This is a genomic window from uncultured Kriegella sp., assembly GCF_963975415.1.
In the GTDB taxonomy this organism is placed as follows: domain Bacteria; phylum Bacteroidota; class Bacteroidia; order Flavobacteriales; family Flavobacteriaceae; genus Kriegella.
The window spans coordinates 393713-413532 of the sequence record NZ_CAXBGN010000003.1 but is presented as its reverse complement, the minus strand read 5'-3'; the positions used below and the strand labels follow the sequence as shown (position 1 = coordinate 413532).

General features: G+C 40.9%; 15 protein-coding genes. 3 read left to right on the top strand and 12 right to left on the bottom strand.

Annotation, left to right across the window (positions count from 1 at the left end; all coding sequences use genetic code 11):
• Positions 1–13: 13 nt before the first annotated feature.
• Positions 14–1255, top strand: coding sequence for a diaminopimelate decarboxylase (gene lysA / locus AACZ88_RS08510; protein ID WP_339708905.1), 1242 nt, complete (start codon positions 14–16; stop codon positions 1253–1255).
• 119 nt (positions 1256–1374) lie between these two features.
• Complete coding sequence (locus AACZ88_RS08505) at positions 1375–1857, top strand: DUF255 domain-containing protein (RefSeq protein WP_339709303.1); 483 nt, start codon at positions 1375–1377, stop codon at positions 1855–1857.
• Positions 1858–1861: 4 nt separating this feature from the next.
• Here the strand turns inward: AACZ88_RS08505 and AACZ88_RS08500 are convergent, their stop codons facing one another.
• The 9 genes from AACZ88_RS08500 to AACZ88_RS08460 form a co-directional block, all read right to left on the bottom strand.
• On the bottom strand, positions 1862–2962 hold the full coding sequence (locus AACZ88_RS08500) for a serine hydrolase (protein WP_339708903.1): 1101 nt from the start codon (positions 2960–2962) through the stop codon (positions 1862–1864).
• Between the two features lie 178 nt (positions 2963–3140).
• On the bottom strand, positions 3141–4613 hold the full coding sequence (guaB, locus tag AACZ88_RS08495) for an IMP dehydrogenase (protein ID WP_339708902.1): 1473 nt from the start codon (positions 4611–4613) through the stop codon (positions 3141–3143).
• Positions 4614–4762: 149 nt separating this feature from the next.
• Complete coding sequence (locus AACZ88_RS08490; RefSeq protein ID WP_339708901.1) at positions 4763–7240, bottom strand: TonB-dependent receptor; 2478 nt, start codon at positions 7238–7240, stop codon at positions 4763–4765.
• Positions 7218–8582 (bottom strand): HTTM domain-containing protein, encoded by a 1365-nt coding sequence (locus tag AACZ88_RS08485; protein WP_339708899.1) that lies wholly within the window; start codon positions 8580–8582, stop codon positions 7218–7220. The genes AACZ88_RS08490 and AACZ88_RS08485 overlap by 23 nt, the downstream gene beginning before the upstream one ends.
• A gap of 3 nt (positions 8583–8585) precedes the next feature.
• Positions 8586–9710: an imelysin family protein gene (locus tag AACZ88_RS08480; RefSeq protein WP_339708897.1), complete on the bottom strand. Its 1125-nt coding sequence runs from the start codon at positions 9708–9710 to the stop codon at positions 8586–8588.
• Between the two features lie 165 nt (positions 9711–9875).
• A complete protein-coding gene (locus AACZ88_RS08475) occupies positions 9876–11117 on the bottom strand; it encodes a DUF4856 domain-containing protein (RefSeq protein ID WP_339708895.1) in 1242 nt (413 codons plus the stop codon).
• 264 nt (positions 11118–11381) lie between these two features.
• Positions 11382–12977: a cupin domain-containing protein gene (locus AACZ88_RS08470; protein WP_339708893.1), complete on the bottom strand. Its 1596-nt coding sequence runs from the start codon at positions 12975–12977 to the stop codon at positions 11382–11384.
• Positions 12978–13083: 106 nt separating this feature from the next.
• Complete coding sequence (locus tag AACZ88_RS08465) at positions 13084–13950, bottom strand: hydroxymethylglutaryl-CoA lyase (protein ID WP_339708891.1); 867 nt, start codon at positions 13948–13950, stop codon at positions 13084–13086.
• 29 nt (positions 13951–13979) lie between these two features.
• Positions 13980–14606 carry a LysE family translocator gene (locus AACZ88_RS08460; protein WP_339708889.1) on the bottom strand — a complete coding sequence of 209 codons (627 nt, stop codon included), beginning with the start codon at positions 14604–14606 and terminating at the stop codon, positions 13980–13982.
• A 128-nt stretch (positions 14607–14734) separates the two neighbouring features.
• Here AACZ88_RS08460 and AACZ88_RS08455 point away from each other — a divergent pair, with 128 nt between their 5' ends.
• Positions 14735–15160 carry a Dabb family protein gene (locus AACZ88_RS08455; RefSeq protein ID WP_339708887.1) on the top strand — a complete coding sequence of 142 codons (426 nt, stop codon included), beginning with the start codon at positions 14735–14737 and terminating at the stop codon, positions 15158–15160.
• 26 nt (positions 15161–15186) lie between these two features.
• Here AACZ88_RS08455 and AACZ88_RS08450 read toward each other — a convergent pair whose 3' ends face one another.
• The 3 genes from AACZ88_RS08450 to AACZ88_RS08440 all read right to left on the bottom strand — a co-directional run bounded on the left by AACZ88_RS08450 (position 15187) and on the right by AACZ88_RS08440 (position 19818).
• Positions 15187–16230, bottom strand: a complete 1044-nt coding sequence (locus AACZ88_RS08450) for a quinone-dependent dihydroorotate dehydrogenase (RefSeq protein WP_339708885.1) — start codon at positions 16228–16230, stop codon at positions 15187–15189.
• 88 nt (positions 16231–16318) lie between these two features.
• The gene (locus tag AACZ88_RS08445) at positions 16319–16765 is read right to left on the bottom strand and encodes a hypothetical protein (RefSeq protein WP_339708883.1); all 447 of its coding nucleotides are present in this window, start codon (positions 16763–16765) and stop codon (positions 16319–16321) included.
• Between the two features lie 197 nt (positions 16766–16962).
• Complete coding sequence (locus AACZ88_RS08440; protein ID WP_339708881.1) at positions 16963–19818, bottom strand: TonB-dependent receptor; 2856 nt, start codon at positions 19816–19818, stop codon at positions 16963–16965.
• Positions 19819–19820 lie beyond the last annotated feature (2 nt).

Sequence of the window (19820 nt, the reverse complement as noted above, 5' to 3'; positions counted from 1 at the left end):
ATAATGAAGTACTATGAAGAATGCTGATTTGCTTAAAATTGCAAAAACCTACGGTGACCCCGTTTATGTATATGATTCAGAAAAGATAACGGCACAGTTCAAGCGATTGACGAATGCCTTTAAAAGTGTCAAGAATTTAAAACTGAACTACGCCGCAAAAGCATTATCGAATATAACAGTCTTGCGATTGATGAATAGCTTGGGAAGCGGGCTTGACACCGTTTCTATTCAGGAAGTTCAACTGGGCCTCATGGCAGGCTTCAAACCAGAATCTATAATCTTTACACCCAACGGCGTTTCTCTTGAAGAAATTGAGGAGGCAGCCTCATTGGGTGTACGGATCAACATCGATAACCTTTCCATTTTGGAGCAATTCGGAAGCAAGCATCCTGATATTCCGGTTTGCATTCGAATAAATCCGCATGTTATGGCGGGGGGTAATTCCAATATTTCGGTAGGTCATATCGATTCAAAATTTGGTATCAGTATTCATCAGATTCCACATCTTCTGCGTATTGTAGAGCTTACTAAAATGAATATTAATGGCATACACATGCACACGGGGAGCGATATTTTAGATATCGATGTGTTTCTTTATGCCTCCGAAATTCTTTTTGAAACGGCCAAAAATTTCAAAAATCTCGACTTTATCGACTTCGGAAGCGGTTTCAAAGTACCATACAAAGAAGGTGACATCGAAACGAATGTTGAAGAACTCGGGAAAAAATTAGGAAACCGATTCAATGAATTCTGTAAAGAATATGGCAAAGAACTTACTTTGGCCTTTGAACCCGGTAAATTTTTGGTAAGCGAAGCAGGATTCTTTCTCGCGAAGGTAAATGTTGTAAAACAGACAACCTCTACCGTATTCGCCAGTATAGATTCTGGGTTCAACCATTTGATTCGCCCCATGTTCTACGGTGTCTCGCACAAGATTGTAAATATATCGAACCCTGAAGGTAGGGAACGCTATTATTCCGTAGTCGGTTATATCTGTGAAACCGACACTTTTGCCAGTAATCGACGTATTAACGAGATTTCGGAGGGAGACATTCTCTGCTTTAAAAATGCCGGTGCCTATTGTTTTACCATGTCTAGCAATTACAATTCAAGATTTCGACCACCAGAAGTTTTGTGGCATGATGGCAAAGCCATACTGATCCGAGAGCGGGAAACGTTCGACGACCTCATCAAAAACCAGGTCGACATTAAAGATTTGTTTTCGACAAGAAAGGAAAAAGAAGCGGTAAAATAAACCCTGGTTATTTTCGTTAGTTTTGGTATAGTTGTTAGACTAATGACCAAAAACCTGCTCGGATGATACGAATAGCTCAAATCCCTTCAAAACGAACTTTATTTTTCCTCTGCCTTACAATGATGGCTGCGGTTTCGCATGCCCAAGAAGTAAAATGGCTCACATGGAACGAGGCGGCACAATTGGCTACTACCGAAACAAATCCGAAAAAAATATTCATAGATGTTTATACGGATTGGTGTGGCTGGTGTAAAAAAATGGATAAGGACACTTTTCAAAATGCCGAAGTGGCGGCCTACATGGCCGAGAACTTTTATATGGTAAAACTGGATGGTGAAGGGAAAGAGCCTATCGAATTCAAGGGAAAAACCTATAAGTTTATCCCATCAGGCCGAAAAGGATACCATGAATTCGCTGCTGCGCTAATGCAAGGGCGTATGAGCTACCCAACTACCATTTTTTTAGATGAGGGAATGAACATGCTTTCTCCGGTGCCGGGCTATCAAAAACCAGAGCCATTTCTAAATATTGCCAGATATTTCGGTGATGATATATATAAGGAAAAAGATTGGCAAGCCTACAGCGGACAAGGAAGTAAATAGTTGCTTAATTTTCGTTCAACTTTATCAACATAGGTAAAAACACATCGTTTACAATACGAAACGGAAGTTTGTCTTCTTGCGAATTGTAAGCGCCTCCTGTAAAAATGGCGACCGCGTTGAAATCGGGAAAAATCATCATGTACTGCCCCCCATTTCCTGTTGCGACGGTGGCCGTAAACTTTTTAGCATTTACCACAAAGGGAATTTTCCACCATAACATTCCGTAATCGATATTGGCCAATTTGGTTTGAAATGAAGTTGATTGCGCTACCCAAGTTTCTGAAACGATTTGCTCTGATTTCCATTTTCCCTTATTGAGCATCAACTCGCCGATTTTTGCCATATCTCTCGGCGTCATGTACAGTCGTTTTGCTGAAGGAATAATATCTCCTTCGGTAGTATGGTGCCAAGCAACATTAGTTATTCCCAATGCATTGAACAAATATTTCTCGGCAAAAGCGTATAAGGGCATTCCCGAGGCCTGTTGTACGACCTCAGCTGCCAAGACCGTTCCCATAGAACAATACATTGCCGATTCGCCAGGATCATATATCTGAGGTAAATCAAGGGTATACTGCACCCAATCTTTTTTTCGATAAACCTTGTCTTCCTGTCCAGCTGACTTTTTGTCCCAATCATTACAATCAAGTCCGGTACTCATTGTAAGCAACTGTCTAACCGTTATGTGCTGTTTTCGTTCATCCTTGTTTTTCTTTGGACCGTAAGTTTTGATATACTTCAAAAATGGATCATCAACACTTTCAATGAATTCCTTGTCCAAAGCAATTCCTATTAAAATTGAAATAATACTTTTTGTCGCCGAGCGAAGGTCATGCTGCTTTTTCAGGTCATAACCACCAAAATATTCTTCCATTTCGATAGCATTGTTCCGTACTAATATAACACTATGCACCTTATGTGGTTTGACTCTTAATTGGTTAAACATCGCGTACATTTTGGTCGAATCGATTTGGCCCGACAGCAGATCATTCGTCTGCCAACCATCGGAAAGATGTATGGGTTTGGAGTAGGAGTAAGTGTCCTGACCCAAGGATAAGAAGCCGATAAAAAACATCCCACTTGCCAAGACCTGTTTAAATCTCATTTTTTATGATATTTGCTAACCCTAAAATTAGAAAAGATTTAATTGTCATTGTCCCCGGCTAGTTTCAAGTAGCTATGTATTCAAGATTGTGGTGTGAACCCTTGATAAAACGCTTCAAATTAGGGTATAAAAAAAGCCCTTAAAAAAGGGCCTTTCATGTTTTTTTCGGTCAAACAGCTTACCTACTATAATTCGGAGATTCTTTCGTAATGGTTACATCATGTGGGTGGCTTTCGTTGATACCGCTAGCAGTAATCTTTACAAACCGTCCGTTTTCCTTAAGGGTATCAATATCCTTGGCGCCACAATAGCCCATTCCGGCCCGTAATCCTCCAACGAATTGGTGTATACTTTCATAGAGTTCTCCTTTGTAAGGCACACGTCCCACTATTCCTTCAGGCACCAATTTTTTAATATCGTCTTCCACATCTTGAAAATAGCGGTCCTTGCTCCCTTCTTTCATCGCTTCAACCGAACCCATACCACGATACGATTTGAATTTTCGCCCTTCGTAGATAATGGTCTCTCCCGGTGATTCTTTGGTACCTGCCAACAAGGACCCCAACATAACCGTATCGGCCCCAGCAGCAATGGCTTTGGGGATGTCACCCGTATAACGGATGCCCCCATCTGCGATAACAGGTACACCGCTGCCTTTAATGGCAGCTGCAACTTCTAAAACCGCTGAAAACTGCGGGAAACCGACTCCTGCTACAACACGGGTGGTACAAATAGAGCCCGGTCCAATACCGACCTTTACGGCATCTGCTCCGGCTTCGACCAAGTATTTCGCTGCGTCGCCAGTGGCAATATTACCAACAATGACTTCTAAATCCGGGAATTTTTTCTTTACATCCTTTAAAACAGCAACCACCCCTTTGGTATGGCCATGTGCCGTATCGATAACGATTGCATCGACGCCGGCGTTAACCAAAGCTTCGGCCCTATCCACAGCATCGGGAGTCACCCCAACTGCCGCCGCAACACGTAAACGACCGTATTGATCTTTGTTTGCAATCGGCTTTTGAGTTAACTTAGTAATATCTCGAAAAGTAATAAGTCCGACTAGTTTATAGTCTTTATCGACCACCGGTAATTTTTCTATTTTATTTTCCTGAAGAATATCTTCGGCCTGCCCCAAAGAGGTTCCTTCACTAACAGTCACCAATTTTTTTGAGGTCATCACCTCGGAAATCGGACGTTCATTATTTTTTTCGAAGCGTAAATCCCTATTGGTAACAATACCCAATAACTTTCCGGCTTCATCTACAATGGGTATACCACCAATACTGTATTCCTTCATATAAGCCTTGGCATCACGTACCAAAGAATCTAGTGGAAGTGTTACCGGATCAATGATCATACCGCTTTCGGCCCGTTTCACCTTGCGCACTTTCATGGCCTGGTTTTCAATACTCATATTTTTGTGCAACACACCGATACCACCTTCTTGCGCCATGGCAATAGCCATTTGCGATTCGGTCACCGTATCCATGGCAGCGGAAACTACAGGCACATTGATCGTAATGTTACGGGTAAATTTTGATTGAATGTTGACCTCGCGCGGAAGTACTTCGGAAAATGCGGGAACCAAGAGTACGTCGTCATAAGTGAGACCTTCTCCTAAAATTTTATTTATGTGGGCTTGCATGGCAATTAAGGATTAATTGCGTGCAAATGTACTGATTTATTTCGGATAATTTTAGTTGGGGGGCAAAGGTTTCAATGTCAACCGATAGCGTACCAAAAAAGTCGATGACGACACCAGGGGAGACATATCTTCCGATGCCGGGATGATTATTAAAATTTAAACTGAAGCGTGGTATAAAAAGTTCTTGGCTGCGCAGGAATAATGCCTGGCCCAGGATAGCCTGTCGCTCTTCGGGTAAAATAACTATTGTCTAACACATTGTTAATACCCGCCTCTAACTTCCACTTTTTAAAGGTATAGGAGGTTGAAAAATCCAATATATCATATGCCGGAATCTCGCCCTCAATACCGCGTTGTGAATCTTGTTTATCTTGTGGAGCGTTCGTGGCATCGGTAAACTGCTCTGATAGATAGGAATATTGCAATCCACCTAAAAGATTTTTATATCCAAAATTAATTCCGGTCTTTAAATTGACTGCCGGAATAAATTCCACTTCATTACCCTTTACATTATTCTCTTCCGAAGCAGTATACTCAGATTGGGTAAAGGCCGCGTTCACAAAGAAATTTAACTTATAATTATCCGAACCTTTGAAAAAAGTTTCCTTTAGGCTCCAGTCGCCAAAAACTTCGACGCCATATATAAATGCATCCCCGATATTTCCCCGAAACCGAACTACCCTTCCGGTTTCGACAAGTTCGCCTTGGGCGTTGGGGCGTTCCTCTGTTTTGAGTACCTCTCCTATCCTATTATTATATCGTAGTCCGAAAACACTGGCATCATAAGAAAACAAACCGTTATAATTTCCCCTGAGCCCTATATCAGCTGTAAAACCTTTTTCATCAGTAATATCGGGATCTACCTGATACACAGGGTTGACTACTCTAATATCATTAAATGTAACGGAACGGTAATTTTGCGAAACATTGGCATACAACTCCCCATTTTTTGATAATTTGTAACTACCACCAACTCCCAAAAGCATAAAATTTCTCTTGAACTCGCGGTTATCTTCCAAAGTTTCGTTTAACAACACATTTCCGGCAAGGTCTAAAAAGACATTATTATAGGTCCCTTCACTTTCGGTCTTTAGGAATTCAAGCCGAAAGCCAGGGGTTATCGAAAACCTGGAATTAATATTAAAGATATTCTCTCCGAAAAATGCCAAGTTACGATTGGGGAAGGTAAATGCAGCCTGCCGATCATAGTTAGGAAACTCATCATCGGCCAGTGTAAAATCGGCATCCATAGCCGCACTGCCCGGACCCTGTTGTTGTTGATTTTTTGCGTGATAATATTTGGCACCCACCAATAGAACAGATTTATTCTTTAGTAGTCCGTAACGGGTAAGTAAACGTGTTTCCGCCCCCCAATTGCTAAAATCATCGATCAAAAGTTCACGAGGCGCAGTGGTATCGTCACTTTGCGAAACCCTGTTCTGACGATAACCCAATGCCTTTCTAGAAGCATCCAACCCAAAAAAGTTAAAACTAAAATCGGTACTAGGTGTCAATTGATGCTTTAGTTTTAGGGCGTATAGATTCCAGTTTACCGCAAACCAATTTCGCTCTCGATTACTATAATCGGGATTCTCATAAAACTGTGCGTCGGTAAGTCCTCCTGGCTGTTGCGCCAAATAATCTAAAAATGTATATTCTACTTCCAGTTTTGTTTTATCGGTCAATTGCCACCCCAAATGGGCAAATGCATTGTGAGAGTCGAAATGGGAATTGGGCCTAAAACCATCGCCCTTTTTATAATTATAATAGGTGTAGTAACTGAATCTACCTACGGTTCCGCTAAGACTATTGAAGCTTGTAAAAAGTGCATTGGACCCTACGGATTGCCGAGAGACCAGCTCCACTTTTTTAACAGGATTCGGTTTCTTGAACACAAAATTGACCAAACCGCCAAATTGGGTGCCATACTGCAACGATGCAGCACCGCGTACGATCTGTATCTCCGACAAGGCTTCGGGCGGAGGCGTATAATAGCTCTCTGGGTAACCCAATACATCGGCACTGATATCATACCCATTCTGTCGGGTATTAAAGTTCTGTGAACGATTGGGGTCAAGACCCCTCCCACCGATGTTCAATTGTAAACCCGCATCCCCATTATCATAAATATTGAGTCCAACGACCTGATTGTAAATCTGACGCGCATTATTTGCAGCTAAATTTGCAGTTATGCCTTCCAAGGCTACTACTTCTGTTTTTTTTCCTGCATAAATGGCCGTGCCTTCTACTTTCTTCAACTGACGCAATGCAAAAACCTTTTGGCGCTGTAAGGTAATTACCACTTCGGGCAAATTGATGCCTAATGGCTCAAGGACTACTTCAATCTGACTATCCGCAGTCATTTCAAAACGACGTTCCCACACCGTGTAGCCATACGAAAAGATAGCAATATGGTGTTCCCCGGTGTTCAGACCTGACAATGAAAATTGTCCATTGGCATCGGTCAAGGTATGAATTCCGGTACTTTGATCATAAACTTCGGCCCCTGCCATCGGACCATTATCCTCGACAGATATAACCCTCCCCGATAAGGTATGTTGGGCTACGAGGGTACTTCCGTAGAAAACAACAACAATTAAGAAACTACAGACCTTTGATGGTATCATGAAAAGGGAGTATAAAGGTTTTAGATTCGAACGAATCTTTAAAAGTCAGCAAATTTACATCAGGATTTATAAACGAAGTACTTTTTCTTCCGTTTAATGCCACGTAACTTTCTACATATATTTCTAAATTTCCGTGACCCTGCTTTTTGAAATTTTTGGCCAAAAACTTGGCATATTGCAGTATAAAATCGGGTTGCGTAGCCATCTGTTTTTCTTGAAACGGAGTCAAAAAATCTGAATTATCGACATAGAACCACTTTTTGCTTTTGCCATCAACTACCTTGAACTGGGCATAACCGGCCTTCTCCATTAACATGACACGCCACGAAAAACGGTAACCCTCTTCGGTCCAGAAAAGCTCCCCGGGATATACCAAATAGCGCCAAGGAAGCAATAATTGTACTACGAAAAATACACCTATCACAGGCATCGCCCATTTTTTATATCTTGAAGAAAACCGTAATGTTCTCCCCGTATCGAACCGCGTTTTGTCGATGGATATGATTCTTCCAACAACTTTTAAAATACGATGATGCAAATCAGCATCGAAAAATATCAGGGCACTAACAATCATGATGTACGGAAACATTCCAATGGGAAACAGCACGCGGGTCAACAAATGGAATACCACTACCAAACCGAAAGCCAACCACCGAGTACGACGATAAAGCAATAAAAACGGAATCATAAGGTCGTATAACATACCGGCCCAGCTAAAGGTGTAGTGCGACCAACTTTGTTGAAGAAAATCACCCAATAACGGAACATCAAATTTCGAGGGCAACCAAATTTTCAAGGGCATAGCATCAAACAACCAATCGGAATTCAATTTGGCCAATCCTGCATAGAAATAAACCATACATAACAAGAGCTTGAGAATATCGATACACCACCTAGGTATTCTATCGTAAGCTATGGTCTTATTTTTAAGGGCGTCAACTGAAAAATAGGCATTTGCCGGCAAAAAGAGCATTAAAAAACTTAATATACTTACAAAATAATAATGGTTCAGATAAGTCGTCTTATCCATTAGCTCGATATAGGTGAAGCTCAAGAAAAAAACTAGAATGGCAATGCGATACTTATAGCCCAAAGCCACAAAAAACGCCGAGACACCACATAGTATAAAAAGAAGGTAGGTAAAATTGCCCAGCGGGCGTATCCATTCGAATCCGTAATAGCTAAAGAAAAATTTCGGGGCGATGTATAACTTTTCGATCCATCCGTTGTACCAGAACCTAATGATGGATATCACCATCATCAATCCAAAAAAAATGCGAAAAACCGCCAAAGGGGCGGCTTGTGCATTTGCTTTTAGATATGTTCTGATTTTCGGGTTCATGAATTAATCCCCATCGGCATCCACAAAATCAATATGTATATTCATAGCAGATACCATATCTACTTTTAGCAAAGGCACAATGCGCTGTACCTCATCATAGGCATTCAACATATTTTCTGGAGGCGTGTTATTTACAATTTCATCTTTAAAATTGCCCAGTGCCTGAACCGCTGTTCGCGCCACGTTGATCTGGTCGTTTATCGCCTGAGCAAGATCTTCACCATCTTTAACAGAATTGAGAACATCTAAATAGGAAGCAAGACCAGGACCCTCGCCTTGTGTACCATAATACTGGCCATTAAAAAGGTTTTGAACAGCAAGTAAGCCTTCCAAGAATAATGTTTTGGAGTTTCCATCGCTATAAAATGCCTCAAGATGCCCGACCGAAGGTGTACCAGAAAATACCCCTAGCGGAATTCCCATCTTACCAGCCCTCAAAAATTTCTCAAAATAGAAAATATAATCGTTTACAAAGCGATCTACAGAAGCTGTGGCCGAAGCCCCATCGTTTGCCACAAAAGTAGCTCCATACCCATTTTCCCATTCGGACAAAACCGTTTCGGTCATGGTCTCCATATCATTCAACAAAGCTGCAACGTATGCTAAATATTTTGAACCATCTTCACCGGCATAAACTTCTATTATGGCCTCATCGGTATCCGCCAAACCATAGAAAAGATAATCTAAGGCAGGAAATCCCTTCGCATCACGATTGGAAGCCAAAGCTAAGTTATAATCACCACTTGATATATAACCTTCGATTTTCTCATCATCGGCCGGGTAGATATTCATATTAAGTCTAAAGTCTAAAGTCTCAGCGGGACCTATTTCGAACATCGACACATGTTGCCATGTTTTATAGGCAGTGAACCAGCCCTCCCGAACCGTATTCAATGCTGTTACCGTAGGATTGGTACTGAAAGCTTCGAACGAAACTTTAAAAGCATCTATTTTTAAATCAAAATCTTGATAAGCGGGTATGATGATATTATCCGTAATATTTACCAACATGGCTTTTCTGTCAAACTCGATCGGATCTATGGGATCCGGATCCGAATTATCGCCATCGGAGCTACATGCCCAAAAGATAAGTGTTGCAACGGCAATGAAAAGAACTTTCTTTTTCATGAATTCAATTTTAGTTTGTAAAGGTTAGGCCCCCTAACGCAAATACGGCCTACAGTGACTTTATATTTAGTAATCTTTTATCTGCTACTAATTTAACCGACAAAAGGAGCGTGTTCAGAAAAACTGGCTACACCTCCCTTTATCAATAAACACTTTTCTTCCTACCTACTCGGTAGATGATGCCTCCGCTACCGTAAACCCAAATTTAGTCGCAATGGTCGTAGAAATTGCATCCAAGGTTTCCCCGGTAATATCCCAAAGTCCGTTTTCACCATCACCCAACAAATCTTCTAAAAGTGCATCTACTTCAGCTTTTGACATATAGGGTGCACCCGTATCAGGATTATTGGAAAACTGAAGGCTGTAAATAAAGCCGAAGCCTTCTGAAATGGCGTGGAAAGCACTTCCATAGTCCGGAACCTCCTCGGCCAATGCATTTTTTCCTGCTTGTAAATAAAATACACCCCGAACTGATGGCACCAAAGAAAGTTTGGCTTTAATAATTGCCGCCTGTTCGTCACGAACCTCATAATTTTTTGCTACGATTGCGGCCCTACCCAGCTTAAAAGCTTCATAGGAAGCGGAAATCAAATCGTTAAAATCAGGGTCTGCAGCAACTTGTTGGATGTAACTTCCTAAAAAGCGATCACCATCATTTTCGGCATCGACCGGATTCTCGGGATTCGAATTCAGTGCAAACAAATAGCCATAGGCCTCGTCCCATTTATGCTCCATTGTTGTATACGATTTTCCATCTTCAAGAATATCCGCATCATTATTGGCCTTGTTCTCACCTTCGTCAAGAACTGCAGGGCTCAAATAATTGTTCACAATCTGATCCAAAGTCAAAGCTCCAATCAAACCCTTGTTTACCATTTGATTATACTCTAAACCGTTGGCGTTGACATAACGTACCCGCTCTCCTTGGGGAACCTGTCCGGCAACACCCGGTTCTGCAACTACTTCCCAGTTTGCAAAAACCTCATCGACTTGCCCGTTTATCCATGTATCGAAGTCAGCACGAATAGCCGCTTGATCGGAAGCATTCGTAGCAAATAAATCGACTGAAGCCGCTGTTTTACTACGTATACTTTTGTCGGATGCATTCAGGTCATCATCAGAGAAATCGACATTACCTTCTTCATGACCGAACATGGCAAGCAATTCATCGGCGGTTTGTGTATTGTCGGAAAGCGCTGAAACAAATTCGCTTCCCATTTTCAGCCGCGTAGTTTGACCATTATAATCTACCGTACTTTCACCGTCCCGCTCAAAAACATAAGTTGCGGGGTTTTCAATTTCAATTTGCTCCTCTTCATCCATCTTCGAAACATCATCATCATTGCTACAAGACAAGAAAGCTATAAGCGCGAAGGCCAAAGAAAAGGTCGAAAAAACTTTTTTCATTGTATTTTATTTAGACTGATTAAATATTGAGCGGCAAATATATGGCTAGGGAAAGAAGGAACAAAATTTATTTTTAACAAATCTAAATAACTTTAAGGGTTTAACATTTGGAAGAATTGCCATTTCAAGGGGTATCGTGCCTACCAAAACGTACGCATTCCCTCAAAAAATGCATGCCAGAATAATTTCAAAGGATTTAAGGTTCATGAAAAAGCAAATGAATCATAACCAATATTCAGCTCAGTACGAAGACAAATAATCATATTATTCCCATTGAAAGGCAAAATACATGCACTGTTCGTCACCCACATTTTTTATGGCATGGGGAATATTGCCGGAAGCAAAATAAAAATCACCTTCTTGGGCAGTATATTTCTCATTTCCTATCTCCATTTCGGTATCACCTTTTATCATCAATATAATTTCCGAAGCTTTGTGCGTATGGGGTTCATGACTTTTTATTCCCGGATTCAAATTGGTCACGTGCATTTCATAATACGGGCACATAGCCGTGGCACGATGAAAATAGTTTCGAATGCCACCTTTATCATGTTCTTTAAACTTCAGTTCATCAAAATCGATAATAAAAGAACCACCGTCTTTTTTTCCTCTACGTAGGTCCATCGGTCTTTTCGAACGATAAACCATGGTATAATAGGCCGCATTTTCCGATGCACAGGAAATCGATCCATTATCACCTGGCAATAAAACCATTACACTATTCGGGCCTATGGTTCTTTTCTTTCTATTTACCGAAACCTGAAGCTCACCCTCCTTTACAATAACGATTTGTTCGTTTTGGACATCCTTTAAATTTATGAGATCGGCGTTTTTTGTTAAATGAACCGTTTTTAATTCCATATCAGAGAAATAAAAGGTTTCACCGGCCATCATCACCTCGTTTTTATCATTTTTTGGGAAGGAATAAACTCCCGATTCGGCTATCTCGGGAACCACATCATTCCATAACCACTTCAAAGATTGCGGAAGGATAGCCCCGCCATGATTTCCGTTATGGCCGCCAGCACCTTCAACAAACTTGTAATCATATTCTTTGAATTTTAATGCCGATTCCATTTGAAGATTGGCCAACCACCAATTTCCATATTGGTTATCAAGGTCATGGGAACCATCTTGTAAAAATACCTTTATATCTTTCTTATCATGCTTTCGAATTATAGAGGGATAGTCATGCCCCCCTCGGATATCGGTAAAACTACCAATATGACTCAACACTTTATTGAAATGCTGCGGAAAGAACCACGCTGCTGTAAAAGCACAAATACCCCCGGACGAAATACCGCCAATACCCCGCTTGGTGGCATCTTCAGAAATAGCATAACCCTTTTTCAATTCCGGGATCATTTCTTCCAACAAAAACCGACCATAAGTATCGGAAACATCATCGTATTCTAAACTTCTGTTGGAAGCTTTCCATGGATTTTCTGGCGTAGGCAAACTTTTGTCATGGCCCGGATTGATAAAAAGCCCAATGGTAACAGGCATTTTTTTCTGGGCAATCAAATTATCAAACACCACAGGGGCCCTGAAGTCACCATCTTCCTTTATATAGGTATGTCCGTCTTGAAAAACCATAAGTGCGGCAGGTTCCGAAGATTTGTATTGAGCAGGCACATAAATATAATAATCCCTAATGGTGTTAGGATAAATAGTACTCTCCCAAGTATGCTTGGTAATCATTCCTTGAGGAATACTTTCATATTTTTCAGAATCAGGACCATGGGGATATTCCTCTTGGGAATAAACAAGGAAGGAAACCAAGAAGGCCAATGAGAAAATTGTCTTAAAAAAAAATCTCGGAATAAAGCGGAAATCTTGATGGATAACAGAAGGTGGCATAGTTTGGTTTTCAATTGAATACCTTTAAATATAGCCATTAAATAGACAAGATGCGAAATACTACTACTGCACTTTCAACCTAAAGCCATCGGTTGAAGTATCTATATTACACATATTTCAGAAATAGCTCCGACGCTTTGTTATAAGCAGCTTCGAAAACCATCCAATTTACACCAGAATCTACTTTTTCAGCAGTAAAATAGGAAAGCATTTTTTCCGTGGGCATATTCCCGGTAAGTTCATCCTTCGCCATGGGACAGCCGCCAAAACCCTGAACCGCGCCGTCAAACCTTCGACAACCCGACTTGTATGCCGCATTAACCTTTTCATGCCATTTCGAAGGTGTGGTGTGCAGGTGGGCCCCAAATTCAATTTCTGGATATTGCGGTATTAAACTAGAAAAAAGGTAATCAATGGTCTCTGGGGTGGAGGTACCCACAGTATCGGACAACGACAATATTCTTGCACCCATTTTGGCCATTTTCTCTGCCCACTCCCCTACAATATCAACATTCCATGGGTCGCCATAAGGATTGCCGAAGCCCATAGATATATACGTTACCACTTCTTTATTATTAGCATTGGCAAGCTCAAATATTTCCTTTAAGACTTCAATACTCTGCGCTATCGTTTTATGGGTATTTCGCATTTGAAAGTTCTCTGAAATGGAAAATGGATAGCCTAAATATGCAATTGCCTCATGTTGGCAAGCATCTTTTGCGCCACGTACATTCGCTACGATGGCCAACAACTTGCTATTCGTTTTTGACAGGTCTAATCGCGAAAGAACTTCGGCCGTATCCACCATTTGCGGAATGGCCCTAGGGGAAACAAAACTACCAAAATCTATAGTATCGAACCCGCACCCTAACAGCGATTGAATGTACTTTACCTTCTCCTGCGTTGGAATAAAAGTCTTAATACCCTGCATGGCATCCCGGGGGCACTCAATAAGCTTTACTTTTTCAGACATAGACCTAAAACTACCCCTTAAAAATACTATTAATTATTCGATAACAAGATAAAGACACCAATACCTACAAACACAAAGATTTGAAACCATTTTAAGTACCTAGCTATGTCTTTATTTCTCCTTACAACGTCTGAAATAGTACCTGCCAGAAGAGTAATAAGTCCGAACACAAAAAAAGAGACTACGATGAAAAGCAACCCAAGAACAAAAAATTGTGCCGCCGTACCCAAGTTTTCACTAAACAAAAAGCCAGGAAAAAAAGCTAAAAAGAAAAGGGCCACTTTTGGGTTCAGCACATTCATAACAAAACCTTGTTTGAACAATGACCAAACTCCTTTTTTTGGCACGATATCATCAGACAATACTGAGTTCGTTTCACTGTTTAGTACTTTATAGGCCAAGTAGAACAGGTAGAGTGCTCCCAAAATTTTTATGACAAGAAAAAGCCGTTCGTTTTCGCGAAGTATGGCCGAAACACCAAAAGCAAGTAAACTAGTATGCACCAAGCAGCCCGAAAGCAAACCGGCAACAGTAGCTAAGCCATACTTCTTGCCATGTGCCACACCCTGCATTAAAACATAAATATTATCAGGTCCAGGAGTAATGGCCAAAGCTGCAGTAGCCAAAACGAAGGTGTATAAAATTTCGTAATTCAATATAAAAGTCTACAATTTATGATACCAGTGCTCTGGTTCTAGGGTTTTATTTTCCGTCTTTAAATCTACAAAACCCAAGAGAGTATTCATCATTTTTTATATCTTTCAACACAATAAAATACAACCAAATGAAAAATATAGGTTTTGCGCTACTATTCATGATGTCGTTTTCCGTATTCGGATTTATCGGAAATGCAGAAGAAAATGAATTATCCACACTAAAAACAGAAAATTCAATGGCTCAAGATAGTCTTTTACGTCACGTCGTACTTTTTAAATTCAAAGAAGGAACAGCCCCAGAAAAAATTAAGGAAATTGAGGATGCCTTTGCGGCTTTGCCTGCTAAAATTCCACAAATTATTTCATACGAATGGGGATTGAATAATAGTCCGGAAGGATTAAACAAGGGCTTGACCCACTGCTTTTTCCTGACTTTTAAATCAGAGGAAGATCGTGCAATATACCTACCACACCCCGATCACAAAGCGTTTGGGGCACTGCTATCAGGTCATTTAGATGATGTGACCGTTGTAGATTATTGGACATCAAAGTAGAACTGGTCGCTCTAAATTAATGGCCTTTAGTTTTCTTGCTGCTCTAAAATAGCCTTGTTGATTCTTTTGATAAGGCTTGGACCTTCGTATATAAAACCTGTATAAAGTTGGATCAAGTCAGCGCCGGCCTCTAATTTTTCGAGCGCATCTTTGGGGGAATGAATACCCCCTACCCCGATTATCGGGAATGCCTTGTTGCTCTTTTCCGCCAAGAACCGAATAACTTCGGTACTTCGCTGAGTCAACGGCTTGCCACTTAGACCTCCATTTTGTTCGGTTAAAACCATACCAGATGTCAGCCCTTTACGCGCTATGGTCGTATTGGTCGCGATGATGCCATCAATCTCGGTCGTTTTGACAATAGATATAATATCCATCAACTGGTTTTCAGAGAGATCAGGTGCTATTTTTAAAAGAATGGGTTTTTCCTTTACCGATTCTTTTGCGGCCTGTTTTGTATTTTGCTTTTTGAGCTCGATCAGCAAGGCTGTTAACGGCTCTTTATCTTGAAGCTCCCTTAGGCCCGGGGTATTTGGAGAACTAACATTCACCACAAAGTAATCGACATAATTAAAAAGAGCATCAAAGCAAATCAGGTAATCTTTAATCGCTTCTTTATTAGGGGTAACCTTGTTCTTACCAATATTACCTCCAACCAATACTTTGTGTTCTTTCTTCAGCCGCTCCACCGCATCGAATACGCCCAAATTATTAAACCCCATGCGATTGATAATGGCCTCATCAGCCTTTAACCGAAACAATCTTGTTTTAGGATTTCCTTTTTGCGGTTTAGGAGTCAAGGTGCCGATTTCAACAAAGCCAAATCCGAAATTTGAAAACTCATTATACAATTTGGCATCTTTATCGAAGCCTGCAGCAAGACCAATGGGATTCTTGAAAGTCAAACCGAAAACCTGTTTTTCAAGGCGTTTGTCCTCTATTACAAAAAGTGATCGAAAAAGACCGGAAAAACCAAGGTTCGAAAGAAACTGTACTAGTGAAAAGGTCAAATGGTGTGCCTTCTCCGCATCCAATAAGAACAGAAAAGGGCGTACAAAAATTTTATACATGTGCTACCGTGAGATTTTTTCAAAAATACAAACTTAAGTATGGTAATCTTATGGTAGACCATGATTTTTTTAACAACCTAGAAAAGGTTCATTCCGGAGCAATGCTATCAGTATAAACGGCAGGTATTACTTTAATGGGGTCACGAAAAGCTTCTTTACACAAGCTTCTATAACGTTGATACTGCTTTTCGTTAAAAATTTCCAACAGTTTTGTGTCACTTTCTTTTGAAAGATCGACCATTTTTTGCTGTAATTTCTTGTATTTCTGCGCCAGTACGATCATTTCCGCCTGTGTGCCCTGTGGATGTTCGGCAAAGAGTTTTTTTGTTTCCTCTTCCAAAACCTTATTCGTAACCTCTAATTTGCCTTGAAGTTCTTCTAAAACCGCTGTCTGTGATTCATTGAGCTGAAAAATTGCGACAATGTTCTCCGTGTTGCTACTGCCAAGTCCCAAGGTGCAATCGGGAAGTTGGGCATGGCCAAGAAATGAACTAAAAAAAAGTACAGAAAATAACGTCACAGCTTTTACAAACATAACTTTAGTTTAAGAAATCAAGTACGGTCTTTGCTATGATATAAACACACTTTTTCTTTAAAAATTATATTGTTCGTTTTGAAATCTACTTATTTCCCCTCTTGTTTACCCTGTGTCATTGAACGTACTTCTTTATATCTTTATAATAACAAAGGCCGCATAAAGCAGCCTTTGTCATTATTCAATGATAAAAAGTATTATTTAAGCGTAAAATTGAGTCTAGCGAACAAGAACCGTCCACCGATGCCAAATTGTTGCGCCCTACGCGACCAATCAAAACGGCCCGAACTTCTATTATTAAAAGCTTCTTCGGCTCGGTCAGGGTAAATATCAAATAGATTGTTCGCGCCAATTGTAAAGGTAAGTGCGTCTGTAGCCTTGTACCCTATCGAAAGATCGGTCACTAATTTTGTGCCGAACACTTGTTGATTCGCCACTGTAGTTGTAGCTTCTGTGACTTCACCAAAATAAACATTCCTTAAAAAGACAATAAACTTATCGGAAGTAAGGCTATTCGATAAATTTATTTTAGTTCTAGGCACCGCTTCTTCAAGATACACTCTGCTGTCTTCTGGAAAATAGGTGTCGACCAGACCGGCATCACGCAATACTTGCGAAGCATTGATATCACCAATTTGATTTGTTTTGGAAAAAGTCCCCGCCAAATCGGATTTCAACCTCCAGTCATTTCCTAAATCCGTTTTATGGGTGATTACAACGTCCAATCCTCGAGATTCGGTATTAATTGCATTAGCAAAAAAGGATGCCGCAGTGGCATTGGCCTGCCTCAACAGATTATCCAATTCCGTGCCTGTACCAGGTCCTTCGAACTGCCCCGTATAAACTACCCTATCGTTAATTTCCACGTAGTATCCATCCACGGTTATCGTTAAATTTGCATCAGGAATTTTTGCGGTAAGCCCCAAACTAACACTGCTCGAGGTTTCTTCCTTTAACTGAGGAATACCCAACAATTTGGCTGCTCTACTGTCATTCGCAAAAGTACCTACCTCTTGCGGATTTCCTTCATTATCAAATATGGTAGACGTAGAATTAAAATTGATTTGATGCAATGAAGGGGCCCTAAAACCAGTATTGGCCGCACCACGAATATTTAGATTGTCGGAAACTTTATAGCGCGCTGCAAGCTTAAAGTTTATAGTAGAACCAAAATCACTATAATCTTCAAATCGAGTAGCAAAACTAGCCAGGAATTTTTCCGAAAAATCAGCTTCCAAATCTACATAACCAGCGACACTACTGCGCCCCCTTGATAGTTCATTCGCCGGAGCAAATCCTGGGAATACCTGTGAGCCTCCTGGTCTGGAATTTCCAAAGAAATCTTGTGAAGGCTGTTGAGATGCCAAGGTAATACGCTGTCCGTTTGCCGTATATTGGGCATAAGATGCTTCCTCTCCAGCGATAATATCGTAATTTTCGACTCTATATTCTGCACCAAAAGCTACGTTAAATCCCGACATCACGTCATCAAAGAATTGGGTCACATCAAGATTGGCGGTATTCTGTAAAAATGAAAATCCACCGGCATCAAAAAAAGTAGGGGAGGCATTTTGCATTGAGGCATTAAATGTATTCCCAATGGTATATAAAAAGGCATTCTTGCCATAGGTGTTGCTTAAGTCAACGTTCCAGTCTCCAATCAACCCTTTGATACCTATCGATAATGATTGATCTTTGATATTCGAGTTAATTTCGGGTAAAAATCCGTTGATATACGCCGGAGTAAAGGTTCTACTCTGATTCGGCAATCTATAAAAACCTGCCGAATTTCCGGTACGCGAACTGATTCCCGCAAAAGCGTAGACCTCGGTTTCGTTATCACCCAAAGGAAGCGAAAAGTTACCGAATAATCGTCCCCCACGCAATGCCGATTGGCCCACACGCATGTTGTAATCACTTCTTTGTTGTCCACGTGCAGCAAGTTCGGCTTGAGTCGCATCAGCTCCAAGAACGCCCCCCAACTCCTCTTTTGTCGAAGCCCCATTTAAATTGATTCCCGCTTGGTTGGCATACTGAATTACATCGTCAACGTCATCATCCAATAAATTACTAATGTCATAACCGTCGGCATTAGCGACTCTTTCTACCGTATTATAAAGATTAAATATTTCGCCCTCCCATTCTTTCATTCGGCTGTATTCATTCCTCACATCAAAATCACCTGAGAAATTAATAAATCCTCCATTATCGCCCAAAGGTACACCATAACTGGCAGCAATATTTGTTGTCGCACCGTCTATACCGCCCGTCTGGTCATTGGCATTTTTTGTAAAATTCGCGCCCGTGGTAACCGTGGTCGTCAATTCATTGACACTTTTGTTCAGTATTATATTAATGACCCCCGCAATGGCATCGGAACCATACTGCGCGGCCGCTCCATCCCTAAGCACTTCAATACGTTGAATAGCCGCTGCAGGAATAGCATTTAAATCTGTTCCCACGCTGCCTCTACCAAAAGTTCCATTTACATTGATCAATGAAGAAGTATGTCTTCGTTTGCCATTAATCAACACTAAAACCTGATCTGGGCCTAAACCCCGTAAGGAAGCTGGGTCAATGTGATCGGTACCATCGGATATCGTTTGGGTATTCGAGGTGAACGAAGGGGCAACATAATTCAGAATCTGATTGAGGTTTACTTGAGGAGCTACATTATTCAGTTCGCTAATGTCGATTACATCAACAGGAACAGTACTTTCCGTAGCCGTTCGATTTGGGTTTCTTGACCCAACGATAATCACCTCTGAAAGTGCCACTCCAGATGTCAGCTGAATGTTCATTTCGGTACTGTTGACAGTCACTTCCTTGGTCTCAAAACCAATGTAGGAGACGACCAAGGTATCTCCCATTTCCACATCAAGAGTGAAATTACCATCAAAATCGGTTGTGGTACCTGTTGTGGTTCCTTTTTTAACTATGGATGCACCTGGTAATGGCACTCCATCATCATCTAATACAGTCCCCGTTATCTGTGCATAGGCAAAACCAAAGGCCCATAAGAAAACGACAATACAAAAATAATGCTTGTTCATAT

Coding starts and splice junctions, on each gene's coding strand:
- lysA (WP_339708905.1), top strand. CDS start 14: ATGAAGAATGCTGATTTGCTTAAAATTGCAAAAACCTACGGTGACCCC.
- AACZ88_RS08505 (WP_339709303.1), top strand. CDS start 1,375: ATGATGGCTGCGGTTTCGCATGCCCAAGAAGTAAAATGGCTCACATGG.
- AACZ88_RS08500 (WP_339708903.1), bottom strand. CDS start 2,962: ATGAGATTTAAACAGGTCTTGGCAAGTGGGATGTTTTTTATCGGCTTC.
- guaB (WP_339708902.1), bottom strand. CDS start 4,613: ATGCAAGCCCACATAAATAAAATTTTAGGAGAAGGTCTCACTTATGAC.
- AACZ88_RS08490 (WP_339708901.1), bottom strand. CDS start 7,240: ATGATACCATCAAAGGTCTGTAGTTTCTTAATTGTTGTTGTTTTCTAC.
- AACZ88_RS08485 (WP_339708899.1), bottom strand. CDS start 8,582: ATGAACCCGAAAATCAGAACATATCTAAAAGCAAATGCACAAGCCGCC.
- AACZ88_RS08480 (WP_339708897.1), bottom strand. CDS start 9,710: ATGAAAAAGAAAGTTCTTTTCATTGCCGTTGCAACACTTATCTTTTGG.
- AACZ88_RS08475 (WP_339708895.1), bottom strand. CDS start 11,117: ATGAAAAAAGTTTTTTCGACCTTTTCTTTGGCCTTCGCGCTTATAGCT.
- AACZ88_RS08470 (WP_339708893.1), bottom strand. CDS start 12,977: ATGCCACCTTCTGTTATCCATCAAGATTTCCGCTTTATTCCGAGATTT.
- AACZ88_RS08465 (WP_339708891.1), bottom strand. CDS start 13,950: ATGTCTGAAAAAGTAAAGCTTATTGAGTGCCCCCGGGATGCCATGCAG.
- AACZ88_RS08455 (WP_339708887.1), top strand. CDS start 14,735: ATGAAAAATATAGGTTTTGCGCTACTATTCATGATGTCGTTTTCCGTA.
- AACZ88_RS08450 (WP_339708885.1), bottom strand. CDS start 16,230: ATGTATAAAATTTTTGTACGCCCTTTTCTGTTCTTATTGGATGCGGAG.
- AACZ88_RS08445 (WP_339708883.1), bottom strand. CDS start 16,765: ATGTTTGTAAAAGCTGTGACGTTATTTTCTGTACTTTTTTTTAGTTCA.
- AACZ88_RS08440 (WP_339708881.1), bottom strand. CDS start 19,818: ATGAACAAGCATTATTTTTGTATTGTCGTTTTCTTATGGGCCTTTGGT.